Origin of the sequence: Acinetobacter brisouii CIP 110357 (genome assembly GCF_000488275.1) — a bacterium.
Classification (GTDB): Bacteria; Pseudomonadota; Gammaproteobacteria; order Pseudomonadales; family Moraxellaceae; genus Acinetobacter; species Acinetobacter brisouii.
Genome location: NZ_KI530762.1, coordinates 997,752 through 1,020,699, shown reverse-complemented (window position 1 = coordinate 1,020,699; position 22,948 = coordinate 997,752). Strand labels below are relative to the sequence as shown.

The window sequence follows — 22,948 nt, the reverse complement described above, 5'->3', positions numbered from 1 at the left end:
TATGCCCTTTTTCGGCATGGGTGTTATGCCCTTTTTCGGCATGGGTGTTATGCCCTTTTTCGGCATGGGATGTGCTAACCAGTGCCGTTTTTTGGCATGGGTTTGATATAGAGAATCTGCTAGGTTTTCCATCTAAACGCTCAACAGAAATCAACCCTTTTTCTTCTAGGTATTTCAAAGATTCAAATAGAGTGTGCGGCTTTTTGATTCCAGTTTTTTTGAGTAAAAACTTAGAATCTATTGCCCAATTTTGACGAGAGAACCCCTCAGTAAATCGATTAAGAACTACATAGCATTTCAGGGTATTACCCGACATTTCTGCCACATAGTCATCATCAACAAGATAATTCGGTGTTCTTGTATACCCCTCTTGTTTACTTGCCATAGTGACGCGCTCTTGCTTTGGAAATTGAACAACTTCGGCTTGAGGTGGTTCATGTTTATGTGCTAAATTCATGGCTCTACTCCGTTTCATTGCTTAGCAGTGGGATGGCAGATAAGGCTCAGTTGGTCGTAACAACTGAGCTTTTTTTGTGCCTGTGGTTTTTGCAGTGGTTCAGGTGTCAGCTCAAAAAAAGGCGTATCCACTGTATCTGTGGTAAGACGATCCAACTCCCTGAGAGAATTTAGGTATTCCTTCACTTCTTGGATTTTTGCCTTCATGTACGCACGACTTAATTTAGAAACATCGGTTTTTTCAGCCTTTGCGATAGCTTCAAGATCACGCTTTTCTTCATATGTGACTTTGAAAGTGATGCTTTCAGTTAATTTTTCAGCCATAGATTTCATCCAGCGATATTTAGGTCTGCTTTTAATTTTCGTTTTGACAAAACTTCGAAGTAGGACTGGGTTTTTTCTGGAATGCCTGAGTGTTTCCAGTAGTGAATTACAGAGCGGTTGCGTTTGAGTTTTCGCGCTAAAGCGGCGTCGCTATCAACTTGATAAAAAGTTTTTAAGTCATCAACAGTCATGTTTAGTTTCCAAAACGAATTAGTTTAGTTTATTGAACTATAAGTTTAGGAGTCTGTCAATTTTATTGTTTAGTATTTTGAACAATGGTTTAGGAAAAATTAGCTATGCAAAGCACATCAGATCGTATTTTGAAAAGAATGAATGAGCTTAAGCTACAACATAAAGATATTGTGGCTGTAACAGGTGCAAGCAAAGGAACTGTAACTAACTGGATCAGCGGTGCAAATACACCAACAGGAAGTAGATTAATTGCATTGGCAGATGCATTAAAAACAACTCCAGATTGGTTAATAACTGGAAAAGAATCACAACAGCAACAAAGTTTAAATATTGAAAATCCTGTAAATATCAGGCTTACAGGTAAAACACTTCGAGTTATACCTGTATTGGATTTTGTTCAAGCTGGAGCATGGAAAGATGTTGTTTATGATGGACTTAATCCAAAGGGAGAAACATATACATCGTATATTGGGAGTGATGAACATGCTGTTTTTTCGTTAGAAGTTGATGGATATAGCATGTCACCAGACTTTCAACCAGGTGATGAGATTGTTGTTGATGCTGCCCTTGCTCCAAAACCAGGATCTCTTGTGATTGCTCAAGAGGTTCAACATGGAATTGCTATGACAACATTCAAAAAATACAGAGTGATTGGAATTAATGAGCATGGCGTTGAGATTATTGAGCTTGTTCCGCTAAATCCTGATTACCCAACATATAACTCAACACAAATCGATATATCGATCATTGGGGTAGTAGTTGAACATCATCGGAGTTTAAAATATTAATGAAAAACAAAATTATACCTATATTATTTTTTGCTTTAATTTTAATAAATATTGGGTTTAGCGCATATCTGTGGAAGCAGAATAAGGAATTAAAGTCTGATATATCAAATATATCTAGTGAATTAATGAGACTTGACTTAGATGCACTTGAGAAAATTAAATCTAAAAACTCAGGAGTCGTATCATCTGGTGAATGTGGATCATGGATCAATCCTTGTGAGTAATCTTATAAGTAGAGTTATTTCACCATAAGCCCACGAAAGTGGGTTTTATTTTGCCTATAAAAAAATAAAGTTTAACAAAATAAATATTTGTTCATTTTAATAAACAAAAGTATTGACATATTTGTTCAGTTTACTAAACTAAACCTCATAGACAAACAAAAGCCCCAACACTTGCAGGCGACGGGGCTTTTCAACACAACGAGGTCATTATGGAAAAAAATCTTTTATCTGTCAAATCAAAGTCGGGACTCATATTCCCTGCCTTTGTCGCACTCATCATCTTCTGTGTTGTGTTCTTTACTGCAATCCGTGAAGCAGACCATCAAGAGCGCGAAGCTACTGTCGTGAAAGTACAGGTTCAAAGCGAGCGTGAAGCTCAAAGCCTTTACCAAGCTGCTAAGAAGGGAGAACGATAATGAATGCTCAAGCCTACCCTGACAAATTCTCCGAATTCCTTGGCAAAGACGCACGTACTGGCCTTTATCTAGTACGCCTTGGTCATACAACATATGCAGCAAATGCAACTTGTACAGAAATCTTCACCGTGAAAGACGGCGTGAACACCCCTGTTTCTCAAGATGTGTTGGCTTCTAAAGACTGGATCTTAAGAAACATGCGTGACGTGGTTTTCGCTGAGCGACGCAAGTTTTCCGAAGCTATGCAGCGCTCAAACATTCCAGTTTATTCGCGTCAAGCATACAAGCATCGTCGCGGTTACTCGCACTAATTCAGGGGAAATATCATGGCTTTAAATATTATTACTGCTGATCAGGTTTTGCAGGTAAACGCAATTATCACCTACATTTACGCTGATCCTGGTCTTGGTAAAACCTCTATGGGTTTCACTGCTGACAAAGCAATTTCTTTTGACTTTGACAAGGGTGCTCATCGTACTGGTGAGTTACGTCGTGGCGCGGTTGTTCCAGTGAATAAATGGACTGATGTTGCAAACCTGACTGCGCAAGACTTGGCACCATACAACACAATTGTTTTGGATACTGTGGGCGCAATGCTTGAGTGTATTAAATCGCACCTAATGTCTATTCCGAATAACCGCCAACAAGACGGGACTTTGAAGCTTAAAGCTCAAGGTTCCGCAAACAACATCTTTAAGGGCTATGTACACATGCTCATTGGCATGGGCAAAGATGTGGTTTTCATTGCACATGCTTCAGAAGATCAGAACGGCGAACAAGTCATCTATCGTCCAGATCTGGGCGGTAAAAACCGCAATGAGCTTTATCGTATTGCCGACATTATGGGTTATTTAACCACTGCTCGTACACAAGAAGGTAAATCGGTACGTGTCATTAACTTCAACCCATCAAGCGCACACCATGCAAAAAATGCAGGTGCTTTGGGTGGTGAATCTGGTGAAGTGTATGTTCCCGACTTAAAAGCCAACCCTACATTTTTGGCGGACATGATTTCCCAAGCTAAAGCTCACATTAATACGCTTACCCCTGAGCAGCTTGCCACTATCAAAGCGAATGAAGATCTTGAGAATTGGCAGCAAAGCTGTAAAGAGGCTGAATATGCCTCTGATCTTGATCAGCTCACTGAATCTTTGCATGACATGGTTGAGTCAAAGCATGTTTATGCTGAATCAATGCGCCAAACCATGCTTTTACGCGCCAAAGAGCTTAAATGCAAATTTAATAAAGAGAGTAATAAGTGGGGCAACCCGCCTGAATTCCAAGCCATTTCTGATGAACAGCGCGACCAACTTCAAGCATTTATAGCCGAACGTGGGCTTGATGTGAAGACAGTTTGTGAACACCTTGGAATTGATGCCCTCACCCAAATTGATGTGAACACACTTACTGCTGTCCAAGCAGACATCGACAACTTAGCCAAAGAGAGCCTTGCATAATGAAAGCAATTATTCTTGATACTGAAACCAATAAATTACAGGGCCTTCCGATTGAAATTGCTTATGTGCCTTGCGAAGTAAAAGACGGCTCTACATCTGTTTTTGCTGATCAGGCTTTTGATGAGTATTACTCAGTTGGTGAACCTATTTCATACGGCGCTATGGCTGTACACCACATTTTGGAAAGCGACATTGCTGACAAGCCAGCACACACCACGTTCAAACTGCCTGAATCTGCTCAGTACATCATTGGTCACAACATTGATTATGACATTGAAGCAATCAAGCGCTGTGGTGTTGATACATCGAATCTGAAAGCCATTTGCACGTTGGCACTGGCACGTAAAGTATGGCCTGAAGCTGAAGCACACAATATCTCTGCCCTGACATACATGATCTTTGAGGGGATTCCATCTGTACGTGATCAACTGCGTTCAGCACACAATGCCAAACAAGATGTATTGCTCACTGGAAAGATTCTAAAAAGCATCGTGAATAATCTTCAAGCTACTGATTTAGAGCATTTATATCAACTTTCAGAAGATGCCCGTATCCCTTCAGTCATCACCTTTGGCAAGCACAAAGGCACAGCAGTTAAAGACCTACCAAGCGACTACAAAGCTTGGTTGCTTAAACAAAATGAGCTTGATCCGTATTTGCGTAAAGCTTTAACAGCATAACACCACCCACCGACATGGATGTCTCGCTTGGCTGTAAGCGCGGTGGATCAGCCTGTAGCCCCTTATGTGGTGGGGAAATAGTGAAAGACACTCCTTAGTCAGTCTGCCAGTTGTTGGCGCAATTGGCATGAAAGAGTAGCTAGGAACACAAAAACCACTAGGCAAAAGGTTGAGTAAGCAGCCACCCCTCTGCGCCGATGGGGGTTTACTTAAATTGGAGATCAATATGATCAAGTTTCCTGAAAGTTTAGAAAAAATGAAGCCAGAGCAACGCTGGCAATGGTTTGATCGACAAAAAGAGATTTTGCGTAAAGCTGCCAAAGATGGCGTTGAAGCAACGCTTAGCTCTGATCTATCCGAATGCTTTATGTTCATGCTTGATTTGAGTGAATTAAAGCACTGTCAAATGATTGCTTTGCATAACAATGCTGTTGTTGTCGCTGCATGTGCATTGATTGAAAAGAATGATGATGAGTCGCGTGACTGGTTATTGAATTTGCTAGAACAAGCCGATGATCCAACTTGGCAGATGTATGAGAAAGCTCAGGATTATTTTGATAAGCATCATTTGCCCTACCCTGAATCTATTCAGGAGCATCGTGAAAATATTGCCAAGCAAGATCAAGTTTTTACTGAAGATAATGAGCGCTTTGCAGTTTGGTATGAAGAAAATTTGCTTCCACTTTTGAAAGGCGGTGAGAAATGAACATTCAAGAAACACAACAAGCGTATGAAGAATGGTTGCAAGCCAACCCTGATTTTGATGAAGAACTTCTTCAGAAATCTGATGAAGATGATGAATGTTCTGAATATTTGGATGATGAAACTAACTCAATGTATTCAGCATTTGAAGCAGGTGCGGAAGCTCAAGAGCAAATTTCATTAAATGAAATTAGAGCTAAGCAACGTGAAATCAACGATCTGAAGGCGAAGCTGGAAGCAGCTCAAGTGCATGAAGGTTTTGTTTTGGTGCCGAAAGAGCCGACTGGAAAAATGATATCCGCTGGATATGAGAGCAAAGAGCATGTTAATAATTTAATTGTAAATTACAAAGCCATGATCGAAGCAGCACAGGGAGAAGGTCATGACAACATTGAATGATTTTATTTCCAAGTTCCCCAAAGTGACAAAAAAGCAGATGTACGGAAGCCAAAAGCGCTTATTTAAATTCCGTCGTCGCTTGAAAAAATGGGTAAAACGCTCAGGTTGTTATGTTGTTTCAAGTGGCAATACCAAATGCCTTGAGTGCGGAAAGATTGAATACATGCATCGTTTTGGCTGTAAGTGCATGGAAATTGGAAAACCCCATAAAGGCGTGGTCTATGGTGCGGCACTCAACACTGGCGCTATTGGTGGGAAAAGTAAGTTTGACCCGATAATCAGTGAAAGTGATTTTATTTCTTATAGAGACATTTACCAGCGCATCAAAAGTGGTGATCGATTCATTGATTTAAGTTTAAGAAAAGAATTGAACGAAAGTCACTTTAAAGGAGCAACCCAATGACTGACTTCTGTGTAACTTGTCAGGGTTTTACCGTTCGGATTGATGGCTATTGTCAATATTATGGAATGAAGTGAGGTAAATCATGGTAGCGTCAACATATACAATCACCGTTGTTAGTGAACAACCTCCACAGGTTTACATTGGTGATCGTGTTGGTGGTGCTGAAATTGTAGAGCTGAAGCGTAAAGACGATGAGTTACTTTCATCGTCTCAGCTTGCCAAAATTTATGGTATTAGCACTCAAACAGTACGCCGAAAACTAGCTGAGCATAATCAGGGAAGTGACGGGAAATACCTCTATAACCCATTGGTTGCGGATAGCATATTAAATCCAACAAAAACCAAAACTCGTGGGGCTAGACGCAAAAATTAGCGTCAGCCCTCATCATCTAACATCTTCACAATATCTTTTACGTTTGGGTTGTAATAGGTATTCACCAAAACCTTGATCGTCTTATGCCCTGTTATCTTGGCTAGTACTTCTACTGGTACACGTCTTAAATTCACCAGCCTTGTAATGGCTTCATGTCGTGTATCGTGGAAATGTAGATCATCCAAACCAATTTTTGCTTTGGTGCGCTCAAATTGAAGTCTAAAAGCATTTTCAGTCATTGGAATTAATTTTTCATGACTATTACCTGTTACCAAAGTTAAGAGCTCACGCGCTGGTCTGGTTAATGCAACGTCACGTGCTTCACCATTCTTGGTCTCAGGCAAATGAATATGATCTGAATAAATATCTGTTTTTTTAACGCCAAGAATTTCACCACGGCGCATTGCTGTCTCTAATGCAAATAAAAATGCCCATGCAACATAGTGGCTGCTCTTTTTAGGGATTGTACCGCGCTCATAATCCAGTGCCTTTAGGATCTGCTCAATTTCATCGTCAGTAATACGCCTATTTCGTGCCTTTGGCTTTTTCGGTTTCTTCACACCAAAGAACGGATTGGACTTAATCATGAACAGGTCTTTTTGAGCAAAACTAAACACAGCGCTATATAAAGATATTTCTTTTAATACTGTGCCGTCTGAAACCTCGTTCTGTCTCTTGTTTCTCCAAAACGTCAAATCTTGTGCTGTAATATCAGAAATGTTCTTGTAAGCTAGTTGCCCGAATTTTTTCTCAAATGAATCTAGCTGCTCACGAATATACTTTTTAGACTTTGTATCTCGACCATGTTCTTTGTAGTACATCTGGAACAGATCCCAAAAGGTCATTACATTCTTTTTCGCTTCTACTTCTTCTTTCGGAGTTGAGCTGGCATCTACAAGACGAAGCATTGCCCATGTTTTACATTCTTGTTCTGTGTCTCGCGTGCAGTACTCTCGTTTTCCGTTGATCATGATAGAAACTGACCAACTATTACCTCTTTTTCTTGGTTTTGGTAATTTCATGTAAATTTTCCCCGATTTTGAGCGCTACGGTTTCAAGCAAGTGTTCTCAGGACTATTCCTGACACAAAAGCTGACACAATCATGACACAAAACAGGGTTTATTTGTTGCGAAAACTACAACAAGCACAACAGGCGCAACATAGGCAGGCATTAAAAAAGGGCTTACAAGCTATTGAAATTACTTGTAAACCCTTGTTTTATCTTGGTAGGCATATCCAGACTCGAACTGGAGACCTCTACGATGTCAACGTAGCGCTCTAACCAACTGAGCTATACGCCTAAAGTGCCTGTATCATATTCAGATTTCATTGGCTTGACAAGATTTTTCTGCGCTTGCTCAAAACAATTGAACACTCTTTAAGCAAAAGAGCAAATTCTTTCCAAATTTCAGCTTTATGTTGCTGTTTTTTCTGAAAAACCAAGCAATGTTGCAAATCAATCAACCGCTTAAAAATAGGCTGTTGCTCAGGTAAAGTCAGCAAACTCAACCGCAACATCCATTTCTGAAAGGTTTCCTCTGGCATTTTCTGCAAATCTTGATCCAGCCTTTGATTAAACTGGTGAATTAACTTCTCATATTGAGTACGCTGGGGACGATTCCGCCATACAATCACTGCGATATACAACAATAAAATACTTAAGATGGTTGTAATCAGCACCCACAATGATTTCGTCTGTGAATTAATTCCCCATGACCGCAGCCAACTGCGCTGCTGCTCGACATCATAGCCCACAACTTTGCTTTGCCATTGATAGCTGGCATAGTCACTCCATACACGTAACTGATTTATCAAGGACATACGTTGGGGGCTAAACAGTGTTGAGCTATTTTGCTGACGTGTTTCGCTTAGATAATTTTGCATGCCATTATCAATACGCTGTGGTGCAATCAACGCAGTAGGGTCAACACGTTGCCAATGCTGATTTACCCACACTTCTGCCCATGCATGGGCATCAAGCTGACGGACTTCCCAACTTTGATTATCGGGTGCAGGCTGCCCACCCTGATAACCCACCACCACGCGTGCAGGAATGCCTGCGGCGCGCATAAGCACTACAAAACTCGATGCAAAATGTTCACAAAAACCGACTCGTGTCTGAAATAAAAATTGATCGACGCGATCGCCCTGCAATATTCCTGGACTGAGGCTATAGCTAAATTTATTTTGACGATACCAGTTCAACACATGCTGAATATAGCGTTCAGGTTGTTGCCCGCTTTCTTGATACAACTGGGCTGCCAATGCCTTACTGCGAGGATCTGTTTCAGGCAGTTGCAGATTTATGTAGCGTACATATTCGGGCAATTGCCTATCGATTGACGAGGCAGATACCCATGTCAATACAATTGGCTGAGTGGATTGCACAGCTCGACGTGAGACAATACTGCCATCTTGACGTAGAACATAGCGTTGACTGGCTGGCACGGAATGTTCTAGCCCCATCACCCAGCGCTGTTCAGAGTCGGCTGGTAAATAGCTATAATTCAGATGTTTTGCCTGAGCCAATTCTGGCTGTTTTTCTGTTTGCCATTGTTGATTGATTTCGCTACTGTTCCATTTCTGCCCATCAAAACGATCAAGCACCATTGCCCGCCAATACAGTTCAGAACGTGGTGGTAAACTTGTAACAGGCAAGACTATACGAAATGCCAAGGCATTCGATTGAGAAAGTTCAGCAATATCGCCAAGCGACAAAGTATCACTGACGCCTGTGACTGCTTTATTCTGATCAGGTAATGGAATGTACCAGAGCGGTGGCAGACGTGGAAAAAACAAAAATAAAATGATAAAAAACGGAACCGCAAATAAAATTGCCTTAAAAATATGCAGTGTGTCTGTCCATAGCTCTTTTTTACTGGGCAAAGCATGTTCGGTGAAGTCGGCTTTCTGTATGGCATACAGCCCCAGCAATGACACAACCACACCCAAAAAAACCAGAATTGCCATATAAAAGGCTTGGGTATATAAAAACAAACTGGCAAATACAAAAAGTGCAAAGTTGAAACTGACCAAAGCATCACGTTTATCTTTACTTTCTAGCGCCTTGCCATACAAACACAAACTCAAGAATGCAACGCCAGCTTCAACGCCAAAAAATGTCCGATATTGCAAATAAATACACGCCAACCCAACAACAATAAAGCCACCACGAAATACTGCAGGCAGTACCAAAGATTTCTTACGTCCAAATATGCGTAATGTACCGAGCCACACAACGGCATATGCAACCAGCAAACTGACAGGAGCAAAAGCAATCTGGGCAAGCAGAATCAGTAACAGCACACCCAATAGCAAAAACTGGATTTGTTTATTCATGATTTATGCCTGCGCTAAAAATTTCTTGGCTTGCTGATACTGGCGAATACCTGAACCCACGACCAGCTCGGCTTTAGGTAATAACATGCCATAAGCACGTTTTTCCTGTTCACACTGTTCAACCAGTGCCATCATCATCGAAAGGCGAACTTCATGCATGGCACTGGGCATTTTGGAATATTCAATAATCTGGATCTGTAGATTCGGTTCTTGTTCAAAGCGTTTGACAAACCAGCCTTGATCACGCGCCACATGCTTCCATGACACGCGCTGCAAACTATCACCATCGACATAATTACGCAGATCATGAAATTCTTCCAAATTTTGCTGCTGATGGCGGTGGCTCAGTTTACTCTCACGCTGCATCTGCACAGCTTGCGGGGCAACCCAAACCTGATGTTGAAAATACAAATACGTCCATGCCCGAACCAGACCAAAAGGATAAGTTGCCATAATGCGGCAGCGCGGCAAAATATAGCGCCCACGTGCTTCAGGATGCAAACTGATCTGAATATCCTGCGTGACGTCTTTCATCATGATATATAAAGTCTGTTCTGCAATTTCAATGCGTAAAAATCGTGGGCTGGCTTTTGGCTGATGTAAACGCAATCTTAAAATAAACGGTTGATTGACCTGCCCGACATCATCATCACTGAGCAGCTCAATTTTCAGTCCATGTAACTGTTTAAATGCCAGATAAAAACTCATGGCTAAAAGTGCACTGACCAAAAAACATAAACTCAGCACCAGATTATTGGCGTAGTTAATGCCTGCAATAAAAGTTAAAACAATCAACACACCATATAAAATGCCATCCCGATGCAAGAACACCAAAATATCACGCTGCTTAATTTGTTTTTCTGCCTGCATTTGAAAGCGCCGACTCATCCACGCTAAAATTTTCTGACGCATGCGCTATTCTCATTCTAATTCAAAATTAATAACTCACAGGTACTCGCTGCATCAATTGTTGTGTTTCTAGTTCACTCAAACCAATCCGATGTGCGACTACAGCAGCAAAAACTGCCTGTACATCATCTGTGGTTGCAAACGCTCTCTGCTGTATCATCGCATAGGCTTGTGTTGCATTTTTCAGGGCAATTACGCCTCGAGTGGATAGTCCCTGTAAACCTGTACGGGTTTTTTCAGCCAAATCGAGAATATAATCCAGAACTGCATCACTAACTTCAATCTGCTGACGTAACTGCTGCAATGCCAGCAAATCCTGTGCAGAAAAAATTTCGGGTAATTCTGACAATAAACTCTGCCGACTTGGATCAGTCAATAATGCGCGTTCGGCAGACCGTGATGGATAACCCAGTGACAAACGCATTAAGAATCGGTCTAACTGGGATTCAGGCAACGCATACGTTCCACTTTGAAATAACGGGTTTTGAGTCGCTACCACCCAAAATGGCTGAGGCAAGCGATAATGTACCGCATCCAAAGTTACGCTGCCCTCTTCCATCGCTTCAAGCAAGGCGCTCTGTGTTTTCGGGCTACTACGGTTAATTTCATCCGCCAATAAAATCTGGGTAAAAATCGGTCCTTGCTTAAATTCAAATTGCTGGATTTTTTGATTAAATAAATTGATCCCGATCACATCGCTCGCCAACATATCATTGGTAAACTGAATGCGGTTAAAGCTTAAACCTGTCAATTTTGCCAAGGCATGCGACAAGGTTGTTTTTCCCAAACCGGGCAAATCCTCAAATAAAACATGGCCACCCGCCAGCAAAGCAGCTAATGCCAATTCAGTTTGTTGTGGCTTATCTAAAATAATTTGATTAATTTCGAATAAAAACTGTTTAATTTTTGGAAAAAATACTGCGAGCTGACCTTCGAAATCTGTTTCATTTACAGTTTGTTGTTTTTTATGAACTTCCCACATAAATTATGCCTAAAAAATAGAAAACGGTGCATGTTGTAACATACACCGTTTGACCAGTCATTCAAAGAATTAAGCTTAGCCAATTAACATGGGCATTTTTTGATCCCTGATTTTGCAGAAGGATAACGCACATCGACACAATGTCGATAAAACGTTTTTGCATCCATTGGCGTCAGGTCTGGATGATGCTGGCGCATATGCTCCAAATAAGTTGCATAATCTGGCACACCGACCATTAAGCGAAAGCTTTGCTGCAATCGCTGCCAAAGTACTGCTATTTTCGACCAGTTTTTAGGTGACAGTAGCAGATGTTTTTGCGACAAAATCGTCATCTTGATGATTTTTGCCACAACTGTTGTTCCCTGTTTAGCAAATTTCAAATTCATGATGATTCTCCTGAAACTCGTGCAGTAACAACTGTTTCTGAAACAACATCGGCATACTCGGCAGGCGCTTCATTAACCGTTGGTTTATTGCTTGCTAACGCACGGCGAACAGCACCAATTGAAGCAAAAATCATCACCACAAGCACCACCATAAAGAACGCACATAATGCTGCATTGATTTGATTGGACAACACAATAGTCTGCATTTCAGCTAAGGATTTTGCAGGCTTTAACACCTCACCCCGCGCAATGGCATCAGAAAATTTATTTGCCTGTGCCAAAAAGCCGATTTTTGGATTGGTGTGGAAAATCTTTTGCCAGCCTGCGACCATTGACGTTATGACCAAGAAAACTGTCGGTAAAATAGTCACCCAGACATATTTCTCTTTTTTCATTTTAAAGAGAATGACAGTACCGAGGGTTAATGCCATTGCTGCGAGCATTTGGTTACCAATCCCAAACAATGGCCAGAGTGAATTAACTCCGCCTAAAGGGTCGACTACACCTTGATAAACAAAGTATCCCCAACCTGCAACTGCGACAAATGTTCCAATCATATTCCCTGCAAAGGAACGTGACGCTTTTACCGATGGAATCACAATCCCAACAGTATCTTGAACCATGAAGCGACAAGCACGCGTTCCAGCATCAACCGCAGTTAAAATAAACAAGGCTTCAAATAAAATGGCAAAGTGATACCAGAACGCCATCATTGAGCGGTTATTAAAAATCTCAGACAGGATATGTGCCATACCAATCGCAAATGTTGGCGCACCACCTGCACGAGAAAGAATTGATTTCTCACCCACTTCCTGAGCCAGTAATGTCAACGCGTCTGGCGTAACCACAAACCCTAAATGGCGAACAGCTTCTGAAGCACTTTGTACATCGACACCAAGTAAAGCCGCAGGTGAGTTAATTGCAAAATACACACCAGGATCAAGTACAGTTGCACAAATCAGCGCCATGATCCCAACAAAAGACTCAGTCAACATGCCGCCATAACCGATCATACGAATATGGCTTTCATTTTCAATGAGTTTCGGGGTTGTACCGCTTGCAACCAAGGCATGGAAACCTGAAATTGCACCACAGGCAATAGTAATAAACAGAAAAGGAAATAAACTGCCTGCAAAGACTGGCCCCGTCCCATCAATAAAATGAGTAATTGCTGGCATCTTTAAGCTCGGCATCGCAATCACGATACCTATAGCCAAACCTGCAATCACACCAATTTTCAAAAATGTTGACAGATAATCACGTGGCGCGAGCAACAACCAAACAGGTAAAACTGAAGCAATAAAACCATACGTGATCAAACACCAAGTCAGTTGTGTTCCTGTCAAGGTAAAAACTGGTCCCCAATATGGATGCTGAGCAACGTCACCACCATAGACAATTGCCATCATCATCAAAACAAAACCGATGACAGATACTTCCGCAATTTTCCCAGGACGTATAAAACGCATATAAATGCCCATGAACAAGGCAATTGGGATGGTCATGGCAATACTGAACAGTCCCCACGGGCTATTGGTCAATGCTTTCACAACAACCAATGCAAGAACTGCCAAAATAATAATCATGACACCCAATGTACCGAGCATCACGACAATGCCAGCAAATGAGCCAAGCTCTTGTTTTGCCATTTCACCCAGTGAGTTACCATTACGGCGCACCGAAATAAACAACACCAGAAAATCCTGAACAGCACCTGCAAACACAACACCAGCCAACAACCAGATTGTGCCTGGCAAATAGCCCATTTGCGCAGCGAGAATTGGCCCGACCAAAGGACCTGCACCAGCAATAGCCGCAAAATGATGCCCATACAATACGTATTTATTGGTAGGGACATAATCAAGACCATCGGAAAGACGATAAGCAGGCGTTAGCCGCTTTGGATCGAGTTCAAAAATATTCTTTGCGATATAAAGACTATAAAAACGATAAGCTATGCTATACACACACAGGGCTGCCAAAACCAGCCATACAGCATTGATATGTTCACCACGGTGAAGAGCTAACATTCCAAAAGATACAGCGCCGATGATCGCCACCAGTATCCACATGATTTTTGAAGTAAAAGAACTTTTACTTTGATGTTGATAACTGTCCATGCTTTTCCTCGCCTGCTTAAAAACAGTGCTTGTCTTTATTGTAAATTGTTACAATTCCTTGTGAATGTACACCCCACATTATTATTTTGATCTAATACTTTGGCATAAAAAAAGGGGTGAATCTCCTCACCCCTTCAATAATAGCGGATTTATTCGCCATTATGCACGTTCTAAATATTCACCTGTACGGGTGTCTACACGAACGCTTTCTTCTTGCTGAACAAACAGTGGTACACGAACAACTGCGCCAGTCTCAAGTTTTGCAGGTTTACCGCCACCACCAGAAGTATCACCACGAACACCTGGATCAGTTTCAACGATTTTCAAAACCACGAAGTTTGGTGCACTTACGTTTAATGGTACGCCATTAAATAACATGATCGTACATTTTTCGTTTGAATCGTCTTTTAACCATTTTGCAGCATCGCCCATTGCAGTTTTATCTGCAGCGATTTGCTCAAATGTTACAGGATCCATAAAGTTCCAAAGTTCGCCATCGTTGTAAAGGTAGTCCATTTCTACTTCTACAATATCAGCCGCTTCTAGAGAGTCACCTGATTTAAAGGTTTTTTCTAATACTTTACCTGTTCTAAGGTTACGTAATTTCACACGGTTAAAGGCTTGGCCCTTACCTGGTTTTACGTATTCATTTTCCATGATCGAACATGGATTACCATCAAGCATGACTTTTAAGCCTTGCTTAAACTCATTTGTAGAATAATTGGCCATGACTGGCTCACTCCAAACTTACTAACTTAAATCAATTAATGCTAGACTAGCATTATTTTTAACGTGTGGCATGATAAACTATTTGTACCAAGAGCAAAACTGGAAAACTCAACTCAGTGATCTAATTACTGACCCAAAAGAGTTACTTCAGCAACTTCAGCTCTCAACAGATCAATTATTATCAGGGGCAATCCTCGCTTCTGAACAGTTTAAATTGCGTGTCCCTCGTGCGTTCGTTGAAAAAATGAACGTTGCCGACCCATTTGACCCACTTTTACTGCAAGTTTTACCTCATCACCTCGAATTAGAAGAACATGCAGGCTTTGTTACCGACCCACTTGGAGAAGAGCAAGCCAATCAACTTCCTGGTGTTTTACATAAGTACCAGTCGCGATTCTTACTGACTTTGACAGGTGCTTGTGCAGTTCACTGCCGCTACTGTTTCCGCCGCCATTTTCCTTATCAGGAAAACTTGCCTAAAAATGAAGACTGGATCAATATTCGTCAATATCTGCTTGACCATCCAGACATTAATGAAGTCATTCTCAGTGGCGGAGATCCGCTCACACTGACCAATCAAAAACTGGCATTATGGGTAGAGCGTCTCGAAAGCTTACCTCAATTAAAAATCCTACGAATTCACTCCCGAGTGCCGATCGTCATTCCAAGTCGAATAGATGAAGAGCTCGTTTCCTTATTAAAAAACAGTAGGCTGCATACTATACTGGTGATACACTCTAATCATGAGTCAGAGATTGATGATTATACTGTCCGACAGTTACATAGATTAACTGAAAAACAGGTCACGGTTCTCAATCAAGCGGTATTATTAAAAGGAGTTAATGATTCTGCCGAACAACTTGCAGCATTAAGCTATCGCCTATTAGATGCACGAGTTACGCCTTATTACTTACATGTTTTAGATAAAGTAAAAGGGGCGCATCATTTTGATTTGGCAACTGACTCAATCAGTCAAATTTATACAGAATTACTCGCGAGACTACCAGGATATTTAGTCCCCAAATTGGTCAGGGAAATTGCGGGAGAAAACAATAAAACGCCTTTATATGGAACGCCTATTTTTTAGTGGTGACGTATGACAACAATCAATCAAAGTGACTTTTTTACAGCCCCGATTGAACAATATCGGACTGAATTAAGTTTTTGTGCAGCGAGTGTAAAAGGCATTCAAGAATGGCTTTTACATTTGCCATCCGTGCATTTAGGTGATTCATCCAAATCTCTGTTGAATGCTGTCATTGAAATTTTAGAGCTTAAATGTGATGAGTCTTTGCGTTTTGATTTAATTCAAAGTCTACATTTATCTTTAGAGCAAGTCCTTGGAACATTAGAGAAATATTTTCTCAGCGATGTTTCATCGGTCATGAATCACAATGAATCGATCGTAGAGCTTGCTCAACAATTTCGCTGTTATATTGCGCGTACTTATATTCATATTGCCTTTCAATCTCACACTGAACTCACTTCCAAACAGTTTTCTTTATTTGCCTTTCGGCAAAAAAAACAATTACAAGATGTTCGTAGTCTGAGCACCTATTATGCTTTACAACAATTAAGCCTACTCAAATTTCAACAACAAGTTCTTTATAAAAGTAGTTTGGTTGGTCAATGGCGAATCGGGCATCAGCTTTTTATACTGGCTGAATATCATGATTTTCATCTTGAAGATATTAATTACCTGCATGGTTCTATTCATCAACTCAGTAATATCTATCAACTCTATAACCAGATCAATTTACTGGATATTTTAAATACCCATCAGATTCGCCCAATAGAAATTCAAGCCTTATTTCAATGTTCGTATCAGTGGGTACAACTGATTCAAATTACAGATAAAGAGTCCCCAACGTCTCGCTATATTATTGATCCAAATAAAGACTTCCCTCCTGTATTGAACAATACACAGTTAAAAAAGAGCGAAGACTGCTATTTTATTGAGACACAAGCATTACTCGAACATATTAATCTTGCCAACTTGCCGCAAAATAAACATATTTCCCCGACAGAAAAGCATTATTTAAGCGCATCTTTGATCTTCCACGTTCAAAATGTCCTGAATAATATCCCTGAACGTCGTTATGAACGTTATGACTACGTTGCAACCATTCAACTGGCTTTTGGTTTACAAAGTGCTCATTATTATTTGTCGCATGCCACCCATTTTGAGGAAACTTTACAGTTAGTCAGTAAAGTTCATCTACAGCAAAACAATTCTAAATTCTTATCTGGCTGGAATGATGAACCTGTAACATCGAACAACAAATCCTTGTATTCAGTACTTGATCCTGAAGCGAAGCAAATCCATACCTGTACTATTATGGACATCAGTATCAATGGATACCGCATTCGTTGGACAGGCGATGTTCCAAAACAACTCCGCGCAGGCGAATTTATTCTGGTACAGGAAAATGCTCAAACTCCTTGGCGTGGTGGAGTCATTCGCTGGTTAAAACAGGCATCTCCTAAACACCTCGAATTTGGTATAGAGATTCTGTCTCAAGACTTAACTCCCTGTGCAGTACAACTGAGTGCTGACCGTAACACTGTACTTTACCACCCCGCCATTTTGCTCAGTAATCAAGTACTCAACAAAACTCATCTATCACTTGTTGTACCTGGGCATCAAACCTTTAAATCGCAACAAGGAATTAACCTCCGATTAGGCAATAAACAGCTTAAAATTTATCTCAATGAGATAAAATTGATTAGCCAAAGCTTCTCGCAATTTGATTTTGAGTTATTAAATGACAATGAACAGGTTATACTTGAACAACATATACAGCAGCATGCTGATACCATTAAAAAACAAGACGTGTGGGAAAGTCTAAAATGAGAAATGCTTTTTTATCCAACAAGCTTAAACAAATTAAGACTCGTTTACTCATTATCGATGATAACCAAATCCGTTATAACCAGATTGTTGATCTCTTGACCTCTAAAGGTCATCAGGTCGATGCTTTTTTACTCGATGATATTAAAAGTTTTGAGAAGCAGTTACACACGCATTGGGATGTTGTCTTGTTTGGACGTGCTTATGACTTAAAGTTTGAACAGGCTTTGGCCCTGATTCACGCTTCTAATCAGCCACAGCTTCCATTATTGCTGTTAAACCCTGAGGATTATCAGCCATCACAATACTTAAACTATATTAATAAAGGCGTATACGATTTATTTAACCTTGATTATCCAGATCGTTTTTATATTGGTCTTGTTCGTACTTTGTCATATAGCCGCTCTTTACAGGCACAGCAACACTTACTCAAAGAACTAGAAATTGCCGAAACTCATATTCAAACACACGCTCACGACACACATAAAGCTGTCGCTGTGATTCAGGAAGGCATTCACATTAAGGCCAATCCTGAATATCTGGCACTGTTCGGCTTTAAAAAAGAAGAGGAAATTTTCGGATTACCGCTGCTTGATGTGCTACAACCCGAACAACTCCAAGATTTTAAACAACGTTTTAAACGTATTACGCAGCGCAATTTCGATCAAGCACGTTTTGAGGTTAAATCGCTCAATCCGAATGCACAATCGAAAGGCAATCTACTTCGAGTTGAGTTTTTACCAGATAATGCACAGGATGCTGTGCAAATTTCCATTGAAACAGATAACCCTCAAGCAAATTCTGGTAAAACAGGTGTTGAAACTGGTAGTAACCCTGTTCGCCTTTATGAGCAGTTCAACCGAAAAATGCTGAATGAACCTGCCAATAAAAATGCAGTTGTTATATTTTTATTGACAGACTTCCATGAGCAAATTGCGAAGCTGAACCAAGTACAAACAAGCGAATATCTTAAAGCAGTACAAGGGTTTATTCAGGAGCATGCACATAATACTGTCATTAAAGTGACCCCTGCTCTCTTTATCGGCTTATGTCAGGCGGCTAACGAAGATCTGCTTCACTCAAAACTTCAAGGTTTAACTCCACTTTTAAAACCGCAATTGCTCGAATTCAATTCAGAAAATTATTCGGTACAGTTTACGATTGGTTATAGTGAGATTGAAGGTGCAATACAAGGTCAGGAGCAATTTGATTTTCTGATTACTCAAGGCTTATCACACCCATTACAGCATGAAAAAGCCAAAGCTAATGAAATTAAGTTCTCTGGTTTTGACAGTGACGAAGCACCAGCTACGTTGATGTTAGGCGCTCAGTTGGACCGTGAGCATATGTTGCTGACTGAATTACACCGCGCAATTGAGCAAAATACCATACATCTGAAATATCAGCAGCTTTATGATAAACAAGATACTGAACCTTATATTTATGAAGTCACCAGTGGTGTGATTTTTGACAAACAATGGTTAGCTCTTGAAGATTTAACTGAATTAAATAGCGATGTAGAACTTGCAGTCAAACTAGATCGCTGGATTTTGGTTGAAGCATCTAAACAACTCTATAATTTTATTACACAATACCCAAATACTAAACTCATTATCAATTTGAACATTCACGTATTGTTGCATGATAAACAAATTGTTAATTTGGTTGAAAAATTGTTCTCGATTATTCGTAATACACGAAATCACCCATTAATCCTACAATTTTCAGCGCCAGACATCATCCAGCATGCAGAACGAGTCACACCTGTATTGCAACAGCTTCGTATTCAAGGTGCATTAATTTCTGTGCGCCACTTTGGTGTCGATGATCAATGCATGAGCTTACTGTCACGCGATGACATTGATCTATATCGTTTAGATTCGAAACTAACCAATAGTTTAGATGACGATAAAGAACTGACAGAGTTGCAATTGCAGGTGCAAAAATACAAAGAAATTGCTGAAGTTGATATGATTTTGCCTATGCTCAACAATATGAATAGTTTTGCAAATGCATGGAATATTGATGCACGTTATTTGCAAGGTGATTACTTCCAGAAGAAGCTTGACCACTTGATCGATGGGCAAGACCAATAAGGTCTTGCCTCTTTATTTCATCAAGAAGCAAGCATAAAAAAACGGGCAAATTGCCCGTTTTTTACATCCTGATGGATTAGCCGCGTTTGATAGAACGAGACATACCAGCAAAACGTTGTTTGAATTTGTCGATACGACCACCAGTATCTACATTCTTTTGTTTACCAGTGTAGAATGGGTGGCAAGCTGAACATACGTCAAGATAAAGAGTTTCTTTACCAACAGCTGAACGTGTTTCGATTACGTTACCGCAAGAGCAAGTTGCAACTAATTTTTCGTATTTTGGGTGAATATCGGCGCGCATGGTCGATTCTCCTAAGTTAAGAAAGGTTATGCTGTCATCGCAATTGACCACTCTCATAGCGATTATGAGGAATGCAAAAAGCAGGTCAACACCATCACAGACCATTCTTTTGGCTCACCGAAACTCTAGGTTAGGGCTAAGCTCAACAAGTCGGCGTATTATACAGGAAAAAACCTACAGATACGAATGCTTTATTCATATTGGTTAATTATTGCGTGCGTTTTGATCTTGCTGAATCAACTCGATTTTATAGCCATCTGGATCTTCAACAAATGCAATTACAGTAACACCGCCCTTCATTGGCCCAGCTTCACGTACGACTTTACCGCCACGAGCTTTGATTTCTTCACATGCCTGATACGCATCATCAACTGCAATCGCAATATGCCCATAAGCATTGCCTAACTCGTAACTTTCAGTATCCCAGTTATGCGTCAGCTCCAATACGGTATTATGCTCTTCATCACCATAGCCAACGAAAGCCAATGTAAAACGGCCTTCTTCATAATCACGGCGACGCAACAGAGTCATACCGAGCACTTCTGTATAGAATGCCAATGAGCGTTCTAAATTACCTACACGTAACATGGTATGTAACATGCGCATAAAATTAGTCCTCTTGTGAAGTTTTTACGGATTGATGATCTTTTAATAATTTTGCGACCCAAACCACCAAGAATAAAATTGGAATACCAATTAAGGTGGTCATGAGGAAAAATTTCGGATAACCAATATGAGTCACAATAGTACCCGAATATCCACCCATAATTTTAGGTGTTAAGGTCATGAGTGAACTGAAAATCGCATACTGTACAGCAGTAAAAGATACACTGGTCAAACTCGATAAAAATGCAATAAACGCAGCTCCAGCCAAACCTGAAGCCAAGTTATCGACCACAATTGCGAAATATAACCATAATTGACTATAAGGTTTAATCACCTTACCTTTAATTTCTGTCACTGTTTGATCTTGCTGCACTGCATTCAACGGTTGCAAGTCAACATCCAGTTGTTGTGCGATAGAACCACCCAGTGTATAACGCTGCTGTACCTGTACAGTTTGTGCTGGAGCATGAATAAAATTCAGCTGTGCAGTCAATTGTTTAGAGGTTGATTTTGCCAGCACAGCGCCATCAATCGCTGCACTAAATACACCCGTATCATCGAGTTTGGCAGGATAGCTCTGTCCATCCAACTGGATCATGACAGGTGCATCAGCTTGTAATTGGTCTTTTTTCACACCAGCAAGTTGCCCTTTGATTGCAATACTTTGCTGTTGTTCTTGCGTAGAAATTTGATTGTCACTGGTCACAGGTAAAAACTGGATTTGTGGCTGTGCCTTTGCTTTTAAATAAGGCAGGCTAAATTCAGCTTTAGAATTTGCCTGATCGGCATATTGCGCTTGCACCTGAATATGCTGAGCCTGCATCAGAACCTGATTTGGCACTTTAACCGACCAGTACCCGACATCATCAGGCTGAACACGATAATGCTGCTGCCCGACAGTGAGTTCAACCGGCCCAATTGGGTGTCCAGATTTGACCAAGCCAATAAAAATAAGATTGGTTGAACTTGCAAATATAGCACCCACAAACATCAGTTTCATAATATTCATGCGCTGTGCCAACAAACCACCGCAGAAACCGCCAAACAAAGAGAAAATTACGCCGTAAACTTTTACAGCTTCTGCAATTTGCTGCTTACTAAAGTTCAGATCTTGATAGAACACATTGGAAATTACGCCTGCAATGATGTCTGAAATACGGTAAAAACCAATCAGCAGCAATAAAAACAAGGCTAATTTCACCCCATAGCGTTGGAAAAAATCCTGAATTGGACTCACCCAGGTGTCCATTGCCATCTGACGGTTGACCACCCCTGCTTTGACAAGAACCGTACCCACCAACAAAGCCACAACACCTGAGCCTAAAAAGCGAACTGCTTCAAAGCAAAATAGCAAAAAGCTGTCCTGAATTCCCAAGTTTTTCTCAAGTGCCATAATCAGATTATTTGAAAAAATATAGCTCACAACAAAACTGATCACCGCCAAAAAGAAAACGCAAACCAGACGAAAATAATCCTGACGCTGATAATTTTTGGAGACTCGATTTACTTTCGGCTCACGAATCATCAATGTCGTGATAATACCGACCAACATGACGGCAGCCATGGCCAAATAAGTATATTTCCATGCAGCATAAATATAATTACCTTTTGACGTACCCAACGATGCTGCTAAAAATAGCGCTCCAGCCCCCGCCACAATCATTCCAATGCGATAACCTGCATTGTAAGTTGCAGCCAAAACGGTTTGCATTTCTGTGTCGGCCAGTTCAATTCGATATGCATCAATGACAATGTCTTGTGTTGCAGCAGAAAAGCCGAGAAGAACCGCTCCAACTGCCATCTGAATTAAATAACTTTGACCCAGTGATGGATCAGAAAATGCCATAATGCTAATCGCACAGATAATGAGGCATTGAGCAACAAACAACCATCCTCGGCGATGACCCAAGGCTTTGGTTAGTACAGGCACAGGTAACTCATCAATGAGCGGTGCCCAAACAAATTTAAAGGAGTAGCCTAACGCTGCCCAGCTAAAAAATGTCACGGCACTTTTATCAATACCAGCCTCACCCAACCATAGAGATAAGCTAGAAAAAATCAGTAAAATCGGAATCCCCGCAGAAAATCCCAGAAACAGCATAATCAAGGCACGGCGATCTAAAAAAGCACGAAAGGCGTGTGTCCAGTCTTGGCTTTGTGAGGTCATTGCGCTGCGGTTTTCCATAAGATTTAAAGCTGCTATTTGAAACC

The 22,948-nt window shown here is 40.8% G+C and carries 25 protein-coding genes and 1 tRNA gene; 12 read left to right on the top strand and 14 right to left on the bottom strand.

Annotated elements, in window-relative coordinates; translation table 11 throughout:
• The 3 genes from P255_RS04755 to P255_RS04745 all read right to left on the bottom strand — a co-directional run.
• Positions 1-457 (bottom strand): replication protein (locus P255_RS04755; protein WP_023274443.1); only part of this gene is annotated, 457 nt, incomplete at its 3' end.
• A 14-nt stretch (positions 458-471) separates the two neighbouring features.
• Positions 472-780, bottom strand: a complete 309-nt coding sequence (locus tag P255_RS04750) for a hypothetical protein (RefSeq protein ID WP_004903981.1) — start codon at positions 778-780, stop codon at positions 472-474.
• A gap of 5 nt (positions 781-785) precedes the next feature.
• The gene (locus P255_RS04745) at positions 786-971 is read right to left on the bottom strand and encodes a hypothetical protein (RefSeq protein ID WP_004903980.1); all 186 of its coding nucleotides are present in this window, start codon (positions 969-971) and stop codon (positions 786-788) included.
• A gap of 105 nt (positions 972-1,076) precedes the next feature.
• Between P255_RS04745 and P255_RS04740 the strand changes: the two genes are divergently transcribed.
• The 9 genes from P255_RS04740 (at position 1,077) to P255_RS04695 (ending at position 6,414) form a co-directional block, all read left to right on the top strand.
• Complete coding sequence (locus P255_RS04740) at positions 1,077-1,760, top strand: S24 family peptidase (RefSeq protein ID WP_004903979.1); 684 nt, start codon at positions 1,077-1,079, stop codon at positions 1,758-1,760.
• A 433-nt stretch (positions 1,761-2,193) separates the two neighbouring features.
• Positions 2,194-2,400: a hypothetical protein gene (locus P255_RS04730; RefSeq protein ID WP_004903976.1), complete on the top strand. Its 207-nt coding sequence runs from the start codon at positions 2,194-2,196 to the stop codon at positions 2,398-2,400.
• Positions 2,400-2,711, top strand: coding sequence for a hypothetical protein (locus P255_RS04725; protein ID WP_004903975.1), 312 nt, complete (start codon positions 2,400-2,402; stop codon positions 2,709-2,711). Before P255_RS04730 ends, P255_RS04725 begins: the two co-directional genes overlap by 1 nt.
• Positions 2,712-2,726: 15 nt before the next feature.
• Positions 2,727-3,857 carry an ATP-binding protein gene (locus tag P255_RS04720; RefSeq protein WP_004903974.1) on the top strand — a complete coding sequence of 377 codons (1,131 nt, stop codon included), beginning with the start codon at positions 2,727-2,729 and terminating at the stop codon, positions 3,855-3,857.
• Positions 3,857-4,537 carry a 3'-5' exonuclease gene (locus tag P255_RS04715; RefSeq protein WP_004903973.1) on the top strand — a complete coding sequence of 227 codons (681 nt, stop codon included), beginning with the start codon at positions 3,857-3,859 and terminating at the stop codon, positions 4,535-4,537. The genes P255_RS04720 and P255_RS04715 overlap by 1 nt, the downstream gene beginning before the upstream one ends.
• A gap of 226 nt (positions 4,538-4,763) precedes the next feature.
• Entirely contained in the window at positions 4,764-5,243 is a 480-nt protein-coding gene (locus tag P255_RS04710) for a hypothetical protein (RefSeq protein ID WP_004903971.1), read from the top strand.
• Positions 5,240-5,638, top strand: a complete 399-nt coding sequence (locus tag P255_RS04705; RefSeq protein WP_004903970.1) for a hypothetical protein — start codon at positions 5,240-5,242, stop codon at positions 5,636-5,638. The genes P255_RS04710 and P255_RS04705 overlap by 4 nt, the downstream gene beginning before the upstream one ends.
• A complete protein-coding gene (locus tag P255_RS04700) occupies positions 5,622-6,041 on the top strand; it encodes a hypothetical protein (protein ID WP_004900927.1) in 420 nt (139 codons plus the stop codon). Before P255_RS04705 ends, P255_RS04700 begins: the two co-directional genes overlap by 17 nt.
• An 82-nt stretch (positions 6,042-6,123) precedes the next feature.
• Entirely contained in the window at positions 6,124-6,414 is a 291-nt protein-coding gene (locus P255_RS04695; RefSeq protein ID WP_004903969.1) for a helix-turn-helix domain-containing protein, read from the top strand.
• 2 nt (positions 6,415-6,416) lie between these two features.
• Here P255_RS04695 and P255_RS04690 read toward each other — a convergent pair whose 3' ends face one another.
• The 8 genes from P255_RS04690 to efp form a co-directional block, all read right to left on the bottom strand.
• Positions 6,417-7,436, bottom strand: coding sequence for a tyrosine-type recombinase/integrase (locus tag P255_RS04690; RefSeq protein WP_004903968.1), 1,020 nt, complete (start codon positions 7,434-7,436; stop codon positions 6,417-6,419).
• A gap of 203 nt (positions 7,437-7,639) precedes the next feature.
• Positions 7,640-7,716: transfer RNA gene (locus P255_RS04685), tRNA-Val, on the bottom strand.
• 25 nt (positions 7,717-7,741) lie between these two features.
• Complete coding sequence (locus P255_RS04680) at positions 7,742-9,754, bottom strand: transglutaminase TgpA family protein (protein ID WP_004903967.1); 2,013 nt, start codon at positions 9,752-9,754, stop codon at positions 7,742-7,744.
• 3 nt (positions 9,755-9,757) lie between these two features.
• The gene (locus P255_RS04675; RefSeq protein WP_004903966.1) at positions 9,758-10,666 is read right to left on the bottom strand and encodes a DUF58 domain-containing protein; all 909 of its coding nucleotides are present in this window, start codon (positions 10,664-10,666) and stop codon (positions 9,758-9,760) included.
• 25 nt (positions 10,667-10,691) lie between these two features.
• Positions 10,692-11,645 carry an AAA family ATPase gene (locus tag P255_RS04670; protein ID WP_004903965.1) on the bottom strand — a complete coding sequence of 318 codons (954 nt, stop codon included), beginning with the start codon at positions 11,643-11,645 and terminating at the stop codon, positions 10,692-10,694.
• An 83-nt stretch (positions 11,646-11,728) separates the two neighbouring features.
• Positions 11,729-12,034, bottom strand: a complete 306-nt coding sequence (locus tag P255_RS04665) for a YbdD/YjiX family protein (protein ID WP_171063655.1) — start codon at positions 12,032-12,034, stop codon at positions 11,729-11,731.
• A complete protein-coding gene (locus P255_RS04660) occupies positions 12,028-14,151 on the bottom strand; it encodes a carbon starvation CstA family protein (RefSeq protein WP_004903962.1) in 2,124 nt (707 codons plus the stop codon). The genes P255_RS04665 and P255_RS04660 overlap by 7 nt, the downstream gene beginning before the upstream one ends.
• A 159-nt stretch (positions 14,152-14,310) precedes the next feature.
• The gene (efp, locus tag P255_RS04655; RefSeq protein WP_004903961.1) at positions 14,311-14,880 is read right to left on the bottom strand and encodes an elongation factor P; all 570 of its coding nucleotides are present in this window, start codon (positions 14,878-14,880) and stop codon (positions 14,311-14,313) included.
• A gap of 70 nt (positions 14,881-14,950) precedes the next feature.
• Between efp and epmB the strand changes: the two genes are divergently transcribed.
• The 3 genes from epmB to P255_RS04640 are packed head-to-tail and all read left to right on the top strand — an operon-like array spanning position 14,951 to position 19,827.
• Entirely contained in the window at positions 14,951-15,967 is a 1,017-nt protein-coding gene (gene epmB / locus P255_RS04650) for an EF-P beta-lysylation protein EpmB (protein WP_004903960.1), read from the top strand.
• 9 nt (positions 15,968-15,976) lie between these two features.
• Positions 15,977-17,734, top strand: coding sequence for a cyclic-di-GMP receptor FimW-related protein (locus P255_RS04645; RefSeq protein WP_004903958.1), 1,758 nt, complete (start codon positions 15,977-15,979; stop codon positions 17,732-17,734).
• Positions 17,731-19,827 (top strand): EAL domain-containing protein, encoded by a 2,097-nt coding sequence (locus P255_RS04640; RefSeq protein WP_004903957.1) that lies wholly within the window; start codon positions 17,731-17,733, stop codon positions 19,825-19,827. The genes P255_RS04645 and P255_RS04640 overlap by 4 nt, the downstream gene beginning before the upstream one ends.
• 76 nt (positions 19,828-19,903) lie before the next feature.
• On the opposite strand, the gene rpmE is transcribed toward P255_RS04640, so the two are convergent.
• From rpmE to P255_RS04625, 3 genes are all read right to left on the bottom strand, one after another.
• Complete coding sequence (gene rpmE, locus P255_RS04635; RefSeq protein ID WP_004903956.1) at positions 19,904-20,131, bottom strand: 50S ribosomal protein L31; 228 nt, start codon at positions 20,129-20,131, stop codon at positions 19,904-19,906.
• 204 nt (positions 20,132-20,335) lie between these two features.
• The gene (gene gloA / locus P255_RS04630; protein ID WP_004903955.1) at positions 20,336-20,737 is read right to left on the bottom strand and encodes a lactoylglutathione lyase; all 402 of its coding nucleotides are present in this window, start codon (positions 20,735-20,737) and stop codon (positions 20,336-20,338) included.
• A gap of 4 nt (positions 20,738-20,741) precedes the next feature.
• Positions 20,742-22,904, bottom strand: coding sequence for an AmpG family muropeptide MFS transporter (locus P255_RS04625; protein ID WP_171063653.1), 2,163 nt, complete (start codon positions 22,902-22,904; stop codon positions 20,742-20,744).
• Between the last annotated feature and the right edge of the window lie 44 nt (positions 22,905-22,948).

What these genes read in the sequence shown, in the direction of transcription:
- P255_RS04750 (WP_004903981.1), bottom strand. Translation starts at nt 780, where the DNA reads ATGGCTGAAAAATTAACTGAAAGCATCACTTTCAAAGTCACATATGAA.
- P255_RS04745 (WP_004903980.1), bottom strand. Translation starts at nt 971, where the DNA reads ATGACTGTTGATGACTTAAAAACTTTTTATCAAGTTGATAGCGACGCC.
- P255_RS04740 (WP_004903979.1), top strand. Translation starts at nt 1,077, where the DNA reads ATGCAAAGCACATCAGATCGTATTTTGAAAAGAATGAATGAGCTTAAG.
- P255_RS04730 (WP_004903976.1), top strand. Translation starts at nt 2,194, where the DNA reads ATGGAAAAAAATCTTTTATCTGTCAAATCAAAGTCGGGACTCATATTC.
- P255_RS04725 (WP_004903975.1), top strand. Translation starts at nt 2,400, where the DNA reads ATGAATGCTCAAGCCTACCCTGACAAATTCTCCGAATTCCTTGGCAAA.
- P255_RS04720 (WP_004903974.1), top strand. Translation starts at nt 2,727, where the DNA reads ATGGCTTTAAATATTATTACTGCTGATCAGGTTTTGCAGGTAAACGCA.
- P255_RS04715 (WP_004903973.1), top strand. Translation starts at nt 3,857, where the DNA reads ATGAAAGCAATTATTCTTGATACTGAAACCAATAAATTACAGGGCCTT.
- P255_RS04710 (WP_004903971.1), top strand. Translation starts at nt 4,764, where the DNA reads ATGATCAAGTTTCCTGAAAGTTTAGAAAAAATGAAGCCAGAGCAACGC.
- P255_RS04705 (WP_004903970.1), top strand. Translation starts at nt 5,240, where the DNA reads ATGAACATTCAAGAAACACAACAAGCGTATGAAGAATGGTTGCAAGCC.
- P255_RS04700 (WP_004900927.1), top strand. Translation starts at nt 5,622, where the DNA reads ATGACAACATTGAATGATTTTATTTCCAAGTTCCCCAAAGTGACAAAA.
- P255_RS04695 (WP_004903969.1), top strand. Translation starts at nt 6,124, where the DNA reads ATGGTAGCGTCAACATATACAATCACCGTTGTTAGTGAACAACCTCCA.
- P255_RS04690 (WP_004903968.1), bottom strand. Translation starts at nt 7,436, where the DNA reads ATGAAATTACCAAAACCAAGAAAAAGAGGTAATAGTTGGTCAGTTTCT.
- P255_RS04680 (WP_004903967.1), bottom strand. Translation starts at nt 9,754, where the DNA reads ATGAATAAACAAATCCAGTTTTTGCTATTGGGTGTGCTGTTACTGATT.
- P255_RS04675 (WP_004903966.1), bottom strand. Translation starts at nt 10,666, where the DNA reads ATGCGTCAGAAAATTTTAGCGTGGATGAGTCGGCGCTTTCAAATGCAG.
- P255_RS04670 (WP_004903965.1), bottom strand. Translation starts at nt 11,645, where the DNA reads ATGTGGGAAGTTCATAAAAAACAACAAACTGTAAATGAAACAGATTTC.
- P255_RS04660 (WP_004903962.1), bottom strand. Translation starts at nt 14,151, where the DNA reads ATGGACAGTTATCAACATCAAAGTAAAAGTTCTTTTACTTCAAAAATC.
- efp (WP_004903961.1), bottom strand. Translation starts at nt 14,880, where the DNA reads ATGGCCAATTATTCTACAAATGAGTTTAAGCAAGGCTTAAAAGTCATG.
- epmB (WP_004903960.1), top strand. Translation starts at nt 14,951, where the DNA reads ATGATAAACTATTTGTACCAAGAGCAAAACTGGAAAACTCAACTCAGT.
- P255_RS04645 (WP_004903958.1), top strand. Translation starts at nt 15,977, where the DNA reads ATGACAACAATCAATCAAAGTGACTTTTTTACAGCCCCGATTGAACAA.
- P255_RS04640 (WP_004903957.1), top strand. Translation starts at nt 17,731, where the DNA reads ATGAGAAATGCTTTTTTATCCAACAAGCTTAAACAAATTAAGACTCGT.
- rpmE (WP_004903956.1), bottom strand. Translation starts at nt 20,131, where the DNA reads ATGCGCGCCGATATTCACCCAAAATACGAAAAATTAGTTGCAACTTGC.
- gloA (WP_004903955.1), bottom strand. Translation starts at nt 20,737, where the DNA reads ATGCGCATGTTACATACCATGTTACGTGTAGGTAATTTAGAACGCTCA.
- P255_RS04625 (WP_171063653.1), bottom strand. Translation starts at nt 22,904, where the DNA reads ATGACCTCACAAAGCCAAGACTGGACACACGCCTTTCGTGCTTTTTTA.